15 protein-coding genes are annotated in these 15483 nt (G+C 68.6%); 8 read left to right on the forward strand and 7 right to left on the reverse strand.

The genetic code is table 11. The features are described 5' to 3' along the window. Positions 1–96: 96 nt before the first annotated feature. Positions 97–1860, forward strand: a complete 1764-nt coding sequence (locus N440_RS07040) for a DUF4105 domain-containing protein (RefSeq protein ID WP_243831296.1) — start codon at positions 97–99, stop codon at positions 1858–1860. Here N440_RS07040 and N440_RS07045 read toward each other — a convergent pair. Continuing rightward, positions 1838–2914, reverse strand: coding sequence for an ATP-binding protein (locus N440_RS07045; RefSeq protein ID WP_133934546.1), 1077 nt, complete (start codon positions 2912–2914; stop codon positions 1838–1840). The two genes, N440_RS07040 and N440_RS07045, sit on opposite strands and share 23 nt — an antisense overlap. After that, positions 2914–3630: a response regulator gene (locus tag N440_RS07050; RefSeq protein WP_008267289.1), complete on the reverse strand. Its 717-nt coding sequence runs from the start codon at positions 3628–3630 to the stop codon at positions 2914–2916. The genes N440_RS07045 and N440_RS07050 overlap by 1 nt, the downstream gene beginning before the upstream one ends. A gap of 129 nt (positions 3631–3759) precedes the next feature. Between N440_RS07050 and N440_RS07055 the strand changes: the two genes are divergently transcribed. From N440_RS07055 to N440_RS07070, 4 genes are all read left to right on the forward strand, one after another. Further along, a complete protein-coding gene (locus tag N440_RS07055) occupies positions 3760–4908 on the forward strand; it encodes an efflux RND transporter periplasmic adaptor subunit (RefSeq protein WP_133934547.1) in 1149 nt (382 codons plus the stop codon). Between the two features lie 36 nt (positions 4909–4944). Then, positions 4945–8094, forward strand: a complete 3150-nt coding sequence (locus N440_RS07060) for a multidrug efflux RND transporter permease subunit (RefSeq protein ID WP_133934548.1) — start codon at positions 4945–4947, stop codon at positions 8092–8094. After that, on the forward strand, positions 8075–8467 hold the full coding sequence (locus tag N440_RS07065; RefSeq protein ID WP_133934549.1) for a nuclear transport factor 2 family protein: 393 nt from the start codon (positions 8075–8077) through the stop codon (positions 8465–8467). The genes N440_RS07060 and N440_RS07065 overlap by 20 nt, the downstream gene beginning before the upstream one ends. An 83-nt stretch (positions 8468–8550) precedes the next feature. Further along, positions 8551–9252, forward strand: coding sequence for an MliC family protein (locus N440_RS07070; RefSeq protein ID WP_133934550.1), 702 nt, complete (start codon positions 8551–8553; stop codon positions 9250–9252). A gap of 82 nt (positions 9253–9334) precedes the next feature. On the opposite strand, the gene yeiP is transcribed toward N440_RS07070, so the two are convergent. The 5 genes from yeiP to N440_RS07095 form a co-directional block, all read right to left on the reverse strand. Next, entirely contained in the window at positions 9335–9901 is a 567-nt protein-coding gene (gene yeiP, locus N440_RS07075) for an elongation factor P-like protein YeiP (protein ID WP_005409468.1), read from the reverse strand. A 48-nt stretch (positions 9902–9949) separates the two neighbouring features. Then, positions 9950–10720 (reverse strand): SDR family NAD(P)-dependent oxidoreductase, encoded by a 771-nt coding sequence (locus tag N440_RS07080; protein ID WP_133934551.1) that lies wholly within the window; start codon positions 10718–10720, stop codon positions 9950–9952. Between the two features lie 100 nt (positions 10721–10820). Continuing rightward, positions 10821–11717 carry a hydroxymethylglutaryl-CoA lyase gene (locus N440_RS07085; RefSeq protein ID WP_133934552.1) on the reverse strand — a complete coding sequence of 299 codons (897 nt, stop codon included), beginning with the start codon at positions 11715–11717 and terminating at the stop codon, positions 10821–10823. Further along, on the reverse strand, positions 11714–12115 hold the full coding sequence (locus N440_RS07090) for a VOC family protein (RefSeq protein WP_133934553.1): 402 nt from the start codon (positions 12113–12115) through the stop codon (positions 11714–11716). Before N440_RS07090 ends, N440_RS07085 begins: the two co-directional genes overlap by 4 nt. 2 nt (positions 12116–12117) lie before the next feature. Next, a complete protein-coding gene (locus N440_RS07095; RefSeq protein ID WP_049457462.1) occupies positions 12118–12906 on the reverse strand; it encodes an enoyl-CoA hydratase/isomerase family protein in 789 nt (262 codons plus the stop codon). Between the two features lie 119 nt (positions 12907–13025). On the opposite strand from N440_RS07095, the gene N440_RS07100 reads away from it, so the two are divergent. Genes N440_RS07100 through N440_RS07110 form a run of 3 tightly spaced genes read left to right on the forward strand, consistent with a single transcriptional unit; the run spans position 13026 to position 15387 of the window. Further along, positions 13026–13280 carry a FeoA family protein gene (locus tag N440_RS07100; protein ID WP_005409473.1) on the forward strand — a complete coding sequence of 85 codons (255 nt, stop codon included), beginning with the start codon at positions 13026–13028 and terminating at the stop codon, positions 13278–13280. Next, positions 13277–15142, forward strand: coding sequence for a ferrous iron transporter B (locus tag N440_RS07105; protein WP_133934554.1), 1866 nt, complete (start codon positions 13277–13279; stop codon positions 15140–15142). The genes N440_RS07100 and N440_RS07105 overlap by 4 nt, the downstream gene beginning before the upstream one ends. Beyond that, entirely contained in the window at positions 15142–15387 is a 246-nt protein-coding gene (locus tag N440_RS07110) for a DUF6587 family protein (protein ID WP_008266517.1), read from the forward strand. The genes N440_RS07105 and N440_RS07110 overlap by 1 nt, the downstream gene beginning before the upstream one ends. The last annotated feature ends 96 nt before the right edge of the window (positions 15388–15483 follow it).

Raw genomic sequence — 15483 nt, forward strand, 5'->3', positions numbered from 1 at the left:
GCTCGGCTGAACGCCCAGCGCACGTGGATTGCAACAGCAGCCGAGCATGGCTCGGCTCTACAGTGGATTGGGCGGTGGAACGCAGCCACGCTTGGCGTGGCTCTACTGTTGATCGCCCACGTCGCGCACGCAGCCGACCGCCTGCAGCTCGACCCGGCAGGGCTGGGCCCTGCGCAGCAGCAGCTGGCCCGCCAGACCCTGGCCGATGTGCAGTCACTGCTGCCGGACGGCCTGCTACGCGCCTTGCCGATGCAAGTGCAGGTGCGCTGGGGCGCTGACCTGCCCGCCGAGGTGCATGGCCGTGCCTTCGCCGGCCGCATCACGCTGCGCCGCGACCTGCTGGACGACCGCGTGCCCGGTGCGCGACGGGCACGACGCAGCGCACTGGTGCACGAGCTGACCCACGTCGCCGACCGCAGTGGCGCCGATTGGTCGCGCAGTGCGCGCTGGCGCGATCTGGCCGGGTGGCAACGCAAGCCGTGGCATCTCGGTCGCGGCCACAACGATTTCCGTGATCGCAGCCCGGATGGCTATGAGCTGAAGAACCCGGCCGAATACCTCGCGGTGAATGCCGAGCATTTCGTGCTCGATGCCGAGTTCACCTGCCGTCGGCCGGCACTGGCGCAGTGGTACCAGCAACACTTCGGCACACCACCGTCGCTGCCGCAGCCGCAGTGCGACAGCAGTGTTCCGTTGCTGCAGGCGGAGCCGGAGGAGGGGGCGGCATCACTGCTGCAGTTGGATCCCTCACGGGTGTACGCGGTGGACTACCTGTTCGCCGAAGGCAGCGCGCAGCCGATGAGCCGCTGGGGCCACAGCATGCTGCGGCTGGTGATCTGCCGGCCCGGCCGCGCGCCAGGCCCGGACTGTCGCATGGACCTGGAGTATCACCGCGTGCTGTCGTTCCGTGCCTTTGTCGGCGACGTGCAGATTTCAAACTGGCGCGGCCTGACCGGGGGCTATCCCTCGCGGCTGTTCGTGCTGCCGCTGCAGCAGGTGGTGGACGAGTACACCAAGGTCGAACTTCGCGGGCTGCAGTCGTTGCCCCTGCAGCTGGAACGCGACGAGATCGCCAGCCTGCTCGAGCGCACCGCGCAGGTGCACTGGAGCTATGACGGGCGCTATTACTTCGTCAGCAACAACTGTGCGGTGGAAACCGCCAAGCTGCTGCAGGCCGGTGTGCCGCGGCTCGGAAGCGCCGGCCTGGCGCAGCTGAGCCCGCGCGGGCTGAAGCGCCGGCTGGCGCGCCTGCAGGTGCTGGATGAGCAGGTGCTGGCCGATCGCGAATCAGCACAGGCGCAGGGCTACTACTTCGCTTCGGCGCGTGACCACTTCCAGCAGTTGTTCGATGTGGCTGCCGCCCAGCTGGCGTTGCCCGCGCGCGATGTGCGCGGCTGGCTGAAGCTGCCCGCACGGCAGCGCACACCGTGGCTGCTGCAGGGTGACCTGCGCGCCAGTGCAGGCCTGCTGTTGCTGGAGCAGGCCGCGCAACGACGTGCCGAACTGCGCGCGCGCGATGTGCTCAAGCGCCAGCTGCTGGGCGCACCGGACAGTACCCAGACCCGCAACCTGCGCGGGCTGCTGGAGCAGAGCGGGCAATGGCTGCGTCCGGGTACGCTGCTGCAGGACGATGGCTATGGATTGCCATTGGCCGACGAGCAGGCGCTCCTGATGCAGGCCGTGGCCACTGCCAGCGCGCAGGCGGTACCGGCATGGCAGGCGCTGCGCCTGCAGCTGCGCCAGCAGTTGCCGGTGAACCAGCGCGAGGAAATGGATGCGATCGATGCCAATCTGGCCGCACTGGGTGCACACCTGCGCACGCAGGCGGCCAGTTCGCCTACTGGCGCGGCAGTTCGATGACGAAGCGGCTGCCGCCGGCGCTGCCCGGGACGCAGTAGACGCGGCCACCGTGCGCGTCGGCGATGGCTTTGACCACCGCCAGGCCGAGCCCGCTGCCGCCGCCCTGGCGCGAACGCGAACCGTCGGCGCGCATGAACGGAGTGAAGATATCGGCGTGCAGGGCGGGATCGATGCCCGGTCCCTCGTCCTCGATGGCCACCTGTACATGCCCCGGCGTGTCATGCACCGCAATCCGCACCTTGCCCGGGCTGGCATAGCGCCGCGCGTTCTCCAGCAGTGCCAGCAGCGCCTGGCGCAGCCGGGTCGGATCACAGTGCGCGGTGTGTTCCTCGCGGCTGGTTTCCAGTTCCAGCACGAAGCCGGCAGCGCGGAACTGCGGGTCGACCAGGGTCATCACCGAATGCACCTCGGCCACCACGTCGGTGCGCGCGCGGCGCACGTCCAGCCGCGCATTGTCGGACAGGCTCAGCACGCGCAGGTCCTCGATCAGGCGCGACAGGCCCTCGACCTGGGCAAGCAGGCTGCGGAACTGTGATTCGTCAGGCTGGAACACGCCCTCGGCCAGCCCCTGCAGGCGGCCACGCAGGATCGTCACCGGCGTGCGCAGCTCGTGGGCGATGGCGGCGTGCCACATGGCCCGCTCGCTCTCCATGTGCTGCAGGCGCCGCGCCATCGCATTGAAGTCTTCGACCAGGGTGGCCACTTCGCCCGGCGAGTTCTCTTCGACACTGGCGCGTGCACCGAGATCGCCGCCGGCCAGCGCGCGCACGCTGTCGACCAGCGAGTTCAGCGGCGACAGGATGCGATGTGCGAGGCGGAACGAGGCCGCGATGGCCAGGGCCAGTCCGGTCAGGATCACCCCGACCATCCATGCCAGTTCCGGCCCGGTCGGCAGCCAGCTCTCCGGTTCCTCGGCACTGCCGGGGAAGAACTCGACCAGCACCGCGTACAGCAGCCACGACGACAGGATCATCATCACGATCACGCCGATCACCATCAGCGACATCGAGACGATGATGTGACGGCTCAGCCCGGAGCGGCGCAGGGGGCGCATCAGCGGTCGGCCATCAACCGGTAGCCGACGCCACGCACGCTGGCGGGCACGTTGAGCATGCCCACTTCGTCCAGCTTACGGCGCAGCTTGCTGACATGGCTGTCGACGGTGCGCTCCAGCGCTTCGCTTTCCGGCAGGCATTCATGCATCAGTTCGCTGCGGCTGAAGATGCGCGTGGGCGCCAGCGCCATGCAGTGCAGCAGCTTGAACTCGGTGAGAGTAAGCAGCACTTCGTGGCTGTAGCCGTCGCCCTCCACGTGCACCGCATGCGTTGCCGAGTCGATCAGCAGCGGGCCCACGCGCAGCGCGCTCGGCGCATCCACGCGCGAGGCACGCAGCGTACGCCGCAGCACGGCACGCACGCGCGCGGCCACCTCGGCCGGATTGAACGGCTTGACCACGTAGTCGTCGGCGCCCATGCGCAGCGCGGTCAGCTTGTCCAGGTCCTGGTCCAGTGCGGTCAGCATGATCACCGGCGTATCGCCGCGCTGGCGCAGCTGGGTCAGCACGCTCCAGCCATCCAGGCGAGGCAGCTGCACGTCCAGCAGGACCAGGTCGGGGCGGGCGCTGCGGTGCAGGTCGAGCGCGCCGTGGCCATCGGCGGCACGCAGGGTGCGCAATCCTTCGCGTTCCAGATAGGCGGTAAGAATATCGGCGATCTCGGCCTCATCCTCGACGATCAGGACGAGGGCGGCGAGGGCAGGGGAGGCATGCATGCAGGGGCGGGGCCTTAAGGTGCTTGCCTCCATCGTATCTCCACAGTTCCTCCATCGAAACCCCATCATCGCCACGCACACTGCGTTCTTCGGAACCTTTCAGCCGCCCGCGCGGCATTGTGCACAGCAATGAGAACCTTCAGGACTCCGGCCGCGTTGATCGCGGCCTTCGCTCTGGCCATGACGGCCTGCTCGTCCCCCGAAGCCCCGCCCGAAGCTGCACCGCGTGTCAGCGTGGTCACCGTCGGCCCGCAGGTGGTGCAGCGTGACGACGAACTGCCCGGCCGCGTGGCCGCCGTGCGCACCGCGCAGATCCGCGCGCAGGTGGGCGGCATCGTGCAGCGCCGCCTGTTCGAGCAGGGCGCCGAAGTAAGTGCTGGCCAGGCCCTGTTCCAGATTGATCCGGCGGCATTCCGTGCCGACGTCGATTCGGCGCTGGCTGCGCTGCAGCGCAGTGAAGCAGCGCTGGGCCGCAGCCGCGTGCAGTCGCAGCGCCTGCATGCGCTGGCCGCCGCGCAGGCGGTCAGCCAGCAGCATCGCGATGATGCCAGTGCCGAGTACGAACAGGCGCGCGCGGCAGTGAATGAAGCACGCGCGATCCTGGCCCGCCGCCAGCTCGACCTGCGCTACGCCACGGTCAGTGCGCCGATTGCCGGCCGCATCGACCAGGCACTGGTGAGCGAAGGCGCGCTGGTCGGGGTCGCCGATGCCGAGCCGATGGCGGTGGTGCAGCAGATCGACCAGGTCTACGTCGACGTGCGCCAGCCGGCCGCGCAGCTGGAGTCGCTGCAGCGCAGCGCCGCCGGCCGTGGCGAACTGCCGGTGACGATCATCGGCGCGGCCGGCAAGCCGCTGTCCGAACGCGGCCAGCTGCTGTTCTCCGGCATCAACGTCGATGCGCGCACCGGTGACGTGATCCTGCGCATCCTGGTCGACAATCCGCAGCGCCAGCTGCTGCCCGGCATGTACGTGCGTGCCAGGGTGCCGCGTGGTGCCCCGGCCAGCGCATTGACCGTGCCGCAGCAGGCGGTGCTGCGCAGCGCGGGCGGCCAGGCCTATGCCTGGGTAATCGCGGGCGATGGCAAGGCGGTGATCCGCACGCTGGAAGTCGACGGCAGCGTTGATCGCCAGTGGCTGGTCCGGCACGGGCTGAAGGCCGGCGAGCGGGTGGTGGTCGAGGGCCAGGAGCGCCTGCAGGAAGGCGTGGTGGTCGATGCGCGCGACTGGCAGCGACCGGTCGCCAGCGCCGGTGCGGTGCAGGCCGGCAGCAAGGGCTGAGCCTTTCCCGGGCCAGTCTCTCCAGGGAAATCCAACATGGCACGTTTCTTCATCGATCGCCCGGTATTCGCCTGGGTGCTGGCGATCTTCATCATCCTGGCGGGCGTACTGGCGATTCCGCGCCTGGCCGTGGAGCGCTATCCGGCCGTCGCGCCGCCCAGTGTCAGCATCTATGCCAGCTACCCGGGTGCCAGCCCGCAGACGCTGAACGATGCCGTGGTCGGCCTGATCGAGCGCGAGCTGTCCAGCGTCAAGCACCTGTTGTATTTCGAATCGTCGGTGGACACCTCCGGCGAGGCGTCCATCACCGCTACCTTCAAGCCGGGGACCAACCCGGAGCTGGCGCAGGTGGACGTGCAGAACCGGATCAAGGCGATCGAGCCGCGACTGCCGCGCAGCGTGCGCCAGAACGGCCTGTTCGTGGAAGCGGCCGATTCCGGCTTCCTGATGCTGGTCGGCCTGCGCTCGCCGGATGCCAGTGTCAGCGAGGCGGCGCTGGGTGACTTCATGGCGCGCAACATCATCGAAGAGCTGCGCCGCATCGATGGCGTCGGCCGCGTGCAGCTGTTCGGTGCCGAGCAGGCCATGCGGGTGTGGCTGGACCCGACCCGGTTGACCGGTTACGGCCTGACCATGGGCGATGTGGCCGCGGCCATCGAGCAGCAGAACCTGGAGATCTCGCCGGGCCGCATCGGCGATTCGCCGGGCGTCCCCGGCCAGCGCATCACTGTGCCGTTGAGCGCCGATGGCCAGTTGTCCACGCCGGAACAGTTCGCCGCCATCGTGCTGCGTGCGGGCAGCGACGGTTCACGGGTCGTGCTGGGTGATGTCGCCCGTGTGGAGCTGGGCGCACAGAGTTACGCCTGGGGCACGCGGGAAGACGGCCACCCGGCGACGGCGGCCGGCGTGCAGCTGCGCCCGGGCGCGAATGCAGTGCGGACCGCCGCCGCAGTGCGCGAGCGCATGGCCGAGCTGGCACCGCTGCTGCCGCGTGGCGTGGAGTCGAGCATTCCGTTCGACACCGCGCCGTTCGTCAAGATCTCGATCCAGAAGGTGGTGCAGACGCTGCTGGAAGCGATGCTGCTGGTGTTCGCGGTGATGTACCTGTTCCTGCAGAACTGGCGCTATACGCTGATTCCGGCACTGGTCGCCCCGATCGCGCTGCTGGGCACCTTCGCGGTGATGCTGGCGCTGGGCTTCTCGATCAACGTGCTGACCATGTTCGGGATGGTGCTGGCGATCGGCATCATCGTCGACGATGCGATCGTGGTGGTCGAGGGCGTGGAACGGATCATGGCCGAGGAGGGCCTGCCACCGCGTGAGGCCACCATCAAGGCGATGCGCGAGCTGACCGGTGCGGTGATCGGCATCACCCTGGTACTGACCGCGGTGTTCATTCCGATGGCGTTGGCCAGCGGCTCGGTGGGCGCGATCTACCGCCAGTTCACCGTGGCGATGGCGGTGTCGATCCTGTTCTCGGCGCTGCTGGCGCTGAGCCTGACCCCGGCGCTGTGCGCGACCTTGTTGCGCCCGAACAGCCATGGCCATCACGGTCGTGGCGGGCTGTTCGGCGCCTTCAATCGTGGCTTCGAGAGGATGACCGGGCGTTACCAGCGCGGCGTGGCCTCGGTGCTGCAGCGGAGCGGGCGGGTGATGGGCGTGTTCGCCGCGCTGGTGGCCGCGTTGCTGCTGGGCCTGCACTGGCTGCCCGGCGCGTTCCTGCCGGAAGAGGACCAAGGCTATTTCATGACCTCGATCCAGCTGCCCGCCGAAGCCACGGCCGAGCGCACCCTTGCGGTGGTCGAAGCCTACGAACGGCACGTGGCGTCGCGCCCGGGCATCGGTTCCAACCAGTCGATCCTGGGCTACAGCTTCTCCGGCTCCGGCCCAAGCGCGGCGCTGACCTACACCATGCTGAAGGACTGGGGCGAGCGCGCCGGTGCCACCGCAGCCGGTGAGGTGGCGGCGGCGCAGGAGGCGATGGCGGCCGTCGCCGAGGGCGAGGTGATGAGCGTGATGCCACCGGCCATCGACAGCCTGGGGCGTTCGTCCGGCTTCTCGCTGGCCCTGCAGGCACGCACCGGGCAGAGCCAGGCCGAGTTGCGTGCAGCCCTGCAGCAACTGCTGAAACTGGCGGAGGCCAGCCCGCTGCTGTCGGAGGTGCATGCCGATGGCCTGCCGGCCGGCACCAGCGTGCGGCTGGACATCGACCGCGCCAAGGCCGAGGCGATGGGGGTGGGCTTCGAGCACATCAGCAGCACGCTGTCGGCAGCGATGGGCTCGCAGTACGTCAACGATTTCCCCAACAAGGGCCGGTTGCAGCAGGTGATCCTGCAGGCCGATGCGCCGCACCGGATGGAACTGGAGGACGTGCTGAAGCTGTACGTGCGCAACAGCGAAGGCGGCATGGTGGCGCTGTCCGAACTGGTCACGCCACACTGGACCGAGGCGCCGCTGCAGCTGCAGCGCTATCTCGGTTTCCCGGCGCTGAATCTGTCCGGCGCACCGGCATCGGGCGTCTCGACCGGTCAGGCCATGGCGGAGATGGAGCGGTTGGCCAGGCAGCTGCCCTCCGGCTTCGCCCTGCAGTGGACCAGCCAATCGCTGCAGGAGCGCGAGTCGGGGGCACAGGCGCCGTGGCTGCTGCTGTTGTCGATGCTGGTGGTGTTCCTGGTCCTGGCGGCGCTGTACGAGAGCTGGTCGATTCCACTGGCGGTGATGCTGGTGGTGCCGCTGGGCCTGCTCGGGGCGGTCGCGGCGGTGCTGTTGCGCGGTATGCCCAATGATGTGTTCTTCAAGGTGGGCATGATCACGGTGATCGGGCTGTCGGCGAAGAACGCGATCCTCATCGTCGAGTTCGCGCGGCAGCTGCAGCAGCAGGGGCGCGGCCTGGCCGAAGCGGCGCTGGAGGCGGCGCGGCTGCGCCTGCGGCCGATCGTGATGACCTCGCTGGCGTTCGCGCTGGGCGTGGTGCCGCTGATGCTGGCGCAGGGCGCGTCGAAGGAAACCCAGCAGGCGATCGGAACCGGTGTGTTCGGTGGCATGGTCAGTGCGACCGTGCTGGCGGTGTTCTTCGTGCCGGTCTTCTATGTAGTGGTGCAGGGCGCGCGGCAATGGATCGCGCAACGCCTGCGCAGGCGCCGGCCGATGCCGGAAGGATCCGTGGATGGAACGGGACATCGTTGACGACCTGCATGAACTGCAGTTGATCGCACTGGAGCAGCGTCTGTGCCAGGCGCTGCTGGCCGGCGACCACGATGCACTGGGCACGCTGGTATCGCCAGCGCTGTTCATGATGGATGGACAGGGCGGGCGCATGCTCGAGCTGCCCTGGCTGGGCGAGTGGCTCGCAGGCCATCTGCAGGTGCGCGGCCTGCAGGTGGACACGGTGGAGACGCTGCTGTGCGGGCGGTTGGCGCTGTTGTCCAGCGACGTGCGCCTGGCGGTGTGCCGGCAGGACCGCGAGCGCGAACTGAAACTGCGCCTGCTGCGGGTGTGGACCTGCAGTTCCGGCGACAGCGGCGCTCAACTGCTGTCGATGGCGGTGCTGGCCGCGTGAGCGTGGTCAGGCCGCTTTCAGGCCCCGCTCACCGCCAGGTGATAGGGTCGATCCTCTCAGTAGTGTCGACAAGGAGTCGAGCCATGCGTGTAGTTCCCAGTCTGTTGGCAGCCTCCCTGGCGTTGGTGCTGGCTGCGTGCCAGCCGGCACAGCCGCCCGCCGCGGGCGGCAATGATGCCGCGCCGCCGGCCGCGCCCGAACCGGCTGCCAGCACCGGCACCGGCGTCGGCAGCGAGACCCTGTACCAATGCGGCGATCTGAACGTGCGCGCGACCTTCAATGGCGAGGATGCGGCCACGGTGGTGATCGGCGATCGCACCTTTGCGATGACCTCCGAGCGTGCGGCGTCGGGCGCGAAGTATGGGGATGGCCAGGGCAACAGCTTCTGGACCAAGGGCAGCGATGACGGCCTGTTGAGCCTGAAGGGCGAGCCGGACCGCGAATGCCACGCGGTGGAAGCCACCGAGGGCGATGGCAGCGCCGGCAACGCTGCGTTCCGTGCCACCGGCAACGAGCCGGGCTGGCTGGCCGTCGTGGATGGCGACAAGCCTGGTCTGCAGGTGGAAGTGGACTACGGTGAGCGCCGCTTCGACGTGGCCAAGCCCACCGAAGGTGCCGACGGCTGGAGCGGGAAGGCGTCCGATGGCACCGACGTCAAGCTCAGCTTCCAGCGCACCACCTGCCAGGACGACATGAGTGGCGAATCATTCGACGCCAAGGTGAATCTGACCATCGGCACCCGCCAGTACCACGGCTGCGGCAACTTCGGCGCCCAGCAGCCGTAAGTGATCCATGCAGCCGGGACGGTGCCCGGCTGCATGGAAGATGCTGCCTGCGGCGGCGTGCGCCGCAGGCAGCACGAGGCGCTTAGTCGGCGCGTCCGGCGAATTCACCGGTGGCGGTGTTCACCAGCACGCGTTCGCCGTTGACGATGTACTCGGGCACCATGATCTCGATACCGGTGTTGAGCTTGGCCGGCTTCGGGCGCTTGGTGGCGGTGCCACCCTTCAGTTCCGGCGGGGTCTCGATCACTTCCAGCACCACCGAGGCCGGCAGCTGGATCGCCACCGGCTGCTCGTCGATCACCTGCACGTAGATGCCGGTCAGGCCGTCGGTGATGTAGCCGGCGTCGTCGCCGATCACGTCCGCGTCCAGCGTGTACGGGGTGTAGTCCTCGTCATCGAGGAACACGAAAGCGTCGCCGTCCTTGTACGAGTAGGTGGACTGGCGGCGCAGCAGTTCAACCTCGACCAGGTTGTCGTCGGCATCGAAGCTGGCGTCGAGCTTGTTGCCGCCCGGCACGCTGTACATGATGAAACGGAAGCGGACGTTGCCGCCGCGACCCTGCGGCGAGCTGCGCTCGATGTCGCGGATCTGGTACACGCCGTTGTTGTACTCGACGACGTTGCCCTTCTTGATGTCGTTGGCTTTCATGATGATGTTGGTCGTTGGGGGAGGGCGCCGTCCCGGCGCCCGGGGGAATCACTTCGGAGCGAGGCGGGTAGCGCCGTCCAGGCGGATGGTCTCGCCATTGAGATAGGTGTTGCCAAGGATGAAGCCGACCAGGCTGGCGAAGTCTTCCGGCTTGCCCAGGCGCGACGGGAACGGGATCGAGGCCGCCAGCGACTGCTGCACGGCTTCGGGCATGCCGTCGACCATCGGCGTCCAGAACACGCCCGGCGCAATCGTGTTGACGCGGATGCCGAAGCGCGACAGTTCGCGTGCCATCGGCAGCGTCATCGAGACCACGCCGCCCTTGCTGGCGGCATACGCGGCCTGGCCGATCTGGCCTTCATAGGCGGCGATGCTGGCGGTGTTGATGATCACGCCGCGCTCGCCGTCGGTGCCGGCCTCGTTGTGCTGCATGCGGTTGGCCGCGGCCTTGGCCACGTTGAAGCTGCCGACCAGGTTGACCATCACCGTGCCCTGGAAGTCGGCCAGCGGCATCGGGCCCTCTTTGCCGAGCACGCGACCGGCGCCGAGGATGCCGGCGCAGTTCATCGCCACGTTCAGGCCACCGAGGAAATCGTGGGCCTGGTCGATGGCGGTGGCCACGGCCGCCTCATCGCTGACGTTGACGTTGAAATAGCGGGCCTTGTCTGCACCCAGTCCGGCAATGGCGGCTGCGCCCTTGTCGTCGTTGAGGTCGAACAGGGCCACCTTGCCGCCCTGGGCGACGAGGTGCTGGGCCACGGCCAGGCCGAGGCCAGAGACGCCGCCAGTGATCACGGCACGTACGGAAGACAGCTGCATTGAACGGTCCTGCAGGTTCGAGAACCGCCGATTCTAACGGAAGCCACGACCGTCGCTGTTGTGCACTGCGCCGCCTTTGCGGTGCGGCGCGGTGCGGCGGTCAGCCGGCGGCCGCCAGCGCCTGTCCGGTGCGGCTGGCGGTGGCGCGGCCAAGCAGGCCGGCCAGCCAGCGGCCGGTCTCGGCCAGTGCCGGCAGGTTCACGCCGCTGTCCAGGCCCAGGCCCTGCAGCAGGTAGACCACGTCTTCGCTGGCCACATTGCCGCTGGCTCCCTTGGCATACGGGCAGCCCCCGGCGCCCGACACCGCGCTGTCGACCACGCGCACGCCTTCTTCCAGGCAGGTGGCGATGTTGGCGATGGCCTGGCCATAGGTGTCGTGGAAGTGCACGGCCAGCGCCGTCATCGGAATCTCGGCGGCGACCGCCTGCAGCATCGCCCGTGCCTTGCGCGGGGTGCCGACGCCGATGGTGTCGCCCAACGAGATTTCGTAGCAGCCCATCTGGTGCAGGGCACGGGCCACGCGCACCACGTCGGCCAGCGGCACGTCGCCCTGGTAGGGGCAGCCGAGCACGGTGGACACGTAGCCGCGCACACGCACGCCATCGGCGGCGGCACGGCGCAGGATCGGCTCGAAACGGGCCAGCGACTCGTCGATGCCGGCATTGGTGTTGGTGCGGTTGAATGCCTCGGAGGCGGCGGTGAACACCGCCACTTCCTCGACGCCGACCGCACGCGCACGGTCGTAACCCTGTTCGTTCGGCACCAGTACCGGGTAATGGATGCCGGGCCTGCGCTGGATACCGGCATAGACCTCGGCGGCGTCGGCCAGCTGCGGAATCCACTTGGGGCTGACGAAACTGGTCGCTTCGATGCTGCGCAGGCCGGTGGCCGACAACCGGTTGATCAGTTCGATCTTGTCGGCGGTGGACACCGACTGCTTTTCGTTCTGCAGGCCGTCACGCGGACCGACTTCGACGATGCGGACGTAGTCGCTCATACCTCTACCTCGGAGCCGGGGCGGTGGCAGACCGCTTCGATGTTGTTGCCGTCCGGGTCGAGCACGAAGGCGCCGTAGTAATCCGGGTGGTACCACGGGCGCAGGCCGGGGGCGCCATTGTCGCGGCCGCCGGCGGCGAGGGCGGCGGCATGGAAGGCGTCCACCTGCGCGCGGCTGGCGCAGGCGAAGGCGACGTGTATGCCGTGGCTGGCGGTGCCGCCATTGCCGAGCCAGAAGAACGGCTTGCCGTCGCTACCGAAGCCGATGTGGTCGTGGGCGCCGGTCTGTTCGGCGGTCACTTCCATCACCACGCCGATCTGCAGCGGCGCCAGCGCCCGCAGGAAAAAGGCCTTGCTGCGCGCCAGGTCGGCGCTGGTCAAACCAAGATGATCGAGCATGTTCAGGCTTCCGTGACCCAGTGGGGAGCGCGCTTGTCGAGGAACGCGCCCAGGCCTTCCTGGCCCTCGGCGGAGACCCGCAGGCGCGCGATCAGCGCGGCATTATCCCGATCCAGCGCGTCGCGATCATGGCTGTCGCGGACCTGCCGGACCAGCTGCTTGGCGGTGGACGAGGCGATCGGGCCGGCCTTGTCGAGCAGGGCCAGCTGGCGTTCCAGTGCCTCGTCCAGGCGCTCGGGCTCGACCAGCTGGTGGACCAGGCCGATGCGCAGCGCGGTATCGGCGTCGAAGTGCTCGCCGGTGGCGAACCAGCGCCGGGCCTGGCGCGGACCGATGGCCTCGATCACGTAGGGCGAAATCACCGCCGGCAGCAGGCCGAGGCGGCTTTCGGTCAGGCCGAAGCGGGCCGAGGTGCTGGCGATGGCGATGTCGCAGCAGGCGACCAGGCCGACACCGCCGCCGAAGGCGGCGCCGTGGACCCGGGCCAGGGTCGGCTTGGGCAGCTCGTCCAGGGTGCGCATCAGCCTTGCCAGGGCCAGCGAGTCCTCGCGGTTGTCCGCCTCGCTGGCGGCGGCCATGCCACGCATCCACTGCATGTCGGCCCCGGCCGAGAAGGAGGCGCCGTGGCCGGCCACCACCACCGCGCGGACCGCATCATCGCGGCCGGCGGCTTCCAGCGCGGCAGTCAGCCGGGCGATCAGGCTGGCATCAAAGGCGTTGTGCAGCTCCGGCCGGTTCAGCCAGAGGGTGAGGACGGCGCCACGGCGCTCGATCTGCAAAGCATCGTTCATGGGATTCCAGGGTCACTCCATACCTGTATGGATCATAGCGGGCCATTGGTCATGGGCCATGACGCGACGCGGGAATGTTAGAATCGAGAACCATTTACATCCAGCAGAGATTACGCTAGATGACGCTGTCCGAACTGCCGCTGCACACCTCGGCCGTGGTCGAGTCCGTGCAGGACCTGCATGCCAACGATGCCATTGCCCGTCGCCTGCGCGAGCTGGGTTTCGTCAAGGGCGAGGAAGTGCGCCTGGTGGCCAAGGGCCCGGTAGGCGGGGAGCCGCTGCTGGTGCAGGTCGGGTTCACCCGGTTCGCGCTGCGCATCAGTGAAGCCAAGCGCGTCGTGGTTGACGCCGCCAGCCAGGAACGACGTGCATGACCTCTACTGCCTCCACCGCCCCCCTGCGCGTCGCGCTGGTCGGTAACCCGAACAGTGGCAAGACCGCCCTGTTCAACCAGCTGACCGGCAGCCGGCAGAAGGTCGCCAACTACACCGGCGTCACCGTCGAACGCAAGGAAGGCCGCCTGCGCGCGCCGTCTGGTCGTGAATTCGCGGTGCTCGACCTGCCGGGCGCGTACAGCCTGCAGCCGGCCAGCCTGGACGAGGCGATCACCCGCGATCTGTGCCGTGGCTTCTACCCGGGCGAAGCCGCGCCGGACGTGCTGCTGTGCGTGATCGACGCCACCAACCTGCGCCTGCACCTGCGCTTCGCGCTGGAACTGCGCGAGCTGGGCAAGCCGATGGTGGTGGCGCTGAACATGGTCGATGCTGCCCAGCGCCGTGGCATCCAGGTGGACGTGGCCGCGCTGGAGCGCGAGCTGGGCGTGCCGGTGGTGGAAACCGTGGCGGTGCGCAAGCAGGGTGCCAAGGCGCTGGTCGAGCGCCTGGATGCGATGGTGCCGCACCTGGATGCACCGGTGCCGGGCCCGGAAGGCGGCATCGACTACCACGCCAAGGTGCGCCAGATCCTGTCGGTGGCCGTGCGCATGCCGGCACGTACCGCCAAGATCGATGACGCACTGGACCGCTGGCTGCTGCACCCGGTGTTCGGCCTGGTCAGCCTGGCGGTGGTGATGTTCCTGATTTTCCAGGCGGTGTACGCCTGGGCAACGCCGCTGATGGATGCCATCGAGGCCGGCTTCGCCTGGCTCGGCGCATTCGTCGGCAGCGTGCTGCCGGAAGGGCCGCTGGCCAGCCTGCTGACCGACGGCATCATCGCCGGCGTCGGTGGCGTGGTGGTGTTCCTGCCGCAGATCCTGATCCTGTTCTTCTTCATCCTGGTGCTGGAAGAGTCCGGCTACCTGCCACGTGCGGCCTTCCTGCTCGACCGCATGATGGCGGCCGCCGGCCTGTCCGGTCGCTCGTTCATCCCGCTGCTGTCCAGCTTCGCCTGTGCGGTGCCGGGCATCATGTCCACCCGCAGCATCCAGGACCCGCGCGACCGCCTGGCCACGATCCTGGTCGCGCCGCTGATGACCTGCTCGGCGCGCCTGCCGGTGTATGCGCTGCTGATTGGTGCGTTCATCCCGCAGAAGACGGTGTGGGGCGTGTTCAACCAGCAGGGCCTGGTGCTGTTCGGCCTGTATGCGGCCGGCATCCTCAGTGCGCTGGCGATGTCGTGGATCATGAAGAAGTGGCGCCGCGACAAGAGCGAGCATCCGCTGATGCTGGAGCTGCCGTCGTACCGCCTGCCGCATGTGCGCGACCTGGCGGTGGGCCTGTACGAGCGCGGCATGATCTTCCTCAAGCGCGTCGGCGGCATCATCCTGGCGCTGACCATCCTGCTGTGGGTGCTGCTGTCGTTCCCGGCGGCGCCGGTGGGCGCCACGATGCCGGCCATCGACTACAGCTACGCCGGCCAGATCGGCCACGCGATGGCGGTGTTCTTCGCGCCGCTGGGCTTCAACTGGCAGATCTGCATCGCGCTGATCCCGGGCCTGGCCGCGCGCGAAGTGGCCGTGTCCTCGCTGGCCACCGTGTATGCGCTGTCGGCGGCCGATGACGATGCCGCCAGCCAGGCGCTGACCCCGCTGATCAGCGACGGCTGGTCGCTGGCCACTGCATTGTCGCTGCTGGTCTGGTACATCTACGCCCCGATGTGCATCTCGACGCTGGCCACCATCAAGCGCGAGACCAATTCGTGGAAGACGATGGCCTTTTCGGCGTTCTACCTGTTCGCCGCGGCCTACGTGGCGGCGCTGATCACCTACCAGGTGACCCGGGCGCTGGGAGGCGGCTGATGGACAGCGGATTGCTGCTGCAATACCTGATCATCGCGGTGGCCGTGCTGGTCAGTGCCTGGGTGGTGTTGAAGAAGCAGTTCCCAGGCACCGTGCGCAGGGTGCGCGGCGCACTGGCGCTGGCCCTGCTGAAGCCGGGCCGCGCCGCCTGGCTGCAGGGGCTGGGGCGGAAGATCGCGCCGCCGGCGACGGGCGGCGGTGGCGCATGTGGCGGTTGCGACAGCTGTGGGCCGACCAAGAAGTAGCGTCGAGCTTGCTCGACGGCGGACGCCCGGTGGACGCGGACTTCACCCGGTGGGCGCGAACTTCTCCCGGTGGGTGCGAACCTTGGTTCGCACGCT

The organism is Stenotrophomonas sp. CC22-02 (assembly GCF_004365115.1).
In the GTDB taxonomy this organism is placed as follows: Bacteria; Pseudomonadota; Gammaproteobacteria; order Xanthomonadales; family Xanthomonadaceae; genus Stenotrophomonas; species Stenotrophomonas forensis.

What these genes read in the sequence shown, in the direction of transcription:
- N440_RS07045 (WP_133934546.1), bottom strand. Translation starts at nt 2,914, where the DNA reads ATGCGCCCCCTGCGCCGCTCCGGGCTGAGCCGTCACATCATCGTCTCG.
- N440_RS07100 (WP_005409473.1), top strand. Translation starts at nt 13,026, where the DNA reads ATGACGCTGTCCGAACTGCCGCTGCACACCTCGGCCGTGGTCGAGTCC.
- yeiP (WP_005409468.1), bottom strand. Translation starts at nt 9,901, where the DNA reads ATGAAAGCCAACGACATCAAGAAGGGCAACGTCGTCGAGTACAACAAC.
- N440_RS07085 (WP_133934552.1), bottom strand. Translation starts at nt 11,717, where the DNA reads ATGAGCGACTACGTCCGCATCGTCGAAGTCGGTCCGCGTGACGGCCTG.
- N440_RS07070 (WP_133934550.1), top strand. Translation starts at nt 8,551, where the DNA reads ATGCGTGTAGTTCCCAGTCTGTTGGCAGCCTCCCTGGCGTTGGTGCTG.
- N440_RS07050 (WP_008267289.1), bottom strand. Translation starts at nt 3,630, where the DNA reads ATGCATGCCTCCCCTGCCCTCGCCGCCCTCGTCCTGATCGTCGAGGAT.
- N440_RS07055 (WP_133934547.1), top strand. Translation starts at nt 3,760, where the DNA reads ATGAGAACCTTCAGGACTCCGGCCGCGTTGATCGCGGCCTTCGCTCTG.
- N440_RS07060 (WP_133934548.1), top strand. Translation starts at nt 4,945, where the DNA reads ATGGCACGTTTCTTCATCGATCGCCCGGTATTCGCCTGGGTGCTGGCG.
- N440_RS07095 (WP_049457462.1), bottom strand. Translation starts at nt 12,906, where the DNA reads ATGAACGATGCTTTGCAGATCGAGCGCCGTGGCGCCGTCCTCACCCTC.
- N440_RS07065 (WP_133934549.1), top strand. Translation starts at nt 8,075, where the DNA reads ATGGAACGGGACATCGTTGACGACCTGCATGAACTGCAGTTGATCGCA.
- N440_RS07090 (WP_133934553.1), bottom strand. Translation starts at nt 12,115, where the DNA reads ATGCTCGATCATCTTGGTTTGACCAGCGCCGACCTGGCGCGCAGCAAG.
- N440_RS07105 (WP_133934554.1), top strand. Translation starts at nt 13,277, where the DNA reads ATGACCTCTACTGCCTCCACCGCCCCCCTGCGCGTCGCGCTGGTCGGT.
- N440_RS07080 (WP_133934551.1), bottom strand. Translation starts at nt 10,720, where the DNA reads ATGCAGCTGTCTTCCGTACGTGCCGTGATCACTGGCGGCGTCTCTGGC.
- N440_RS07110 (WP_008266517.1), top strand. Translation starts at nt 15,142, where the DNA reads ATGGACAGCGGATTGCTGCTGCAATACCTGATCATCGCGGTGGCCGTG.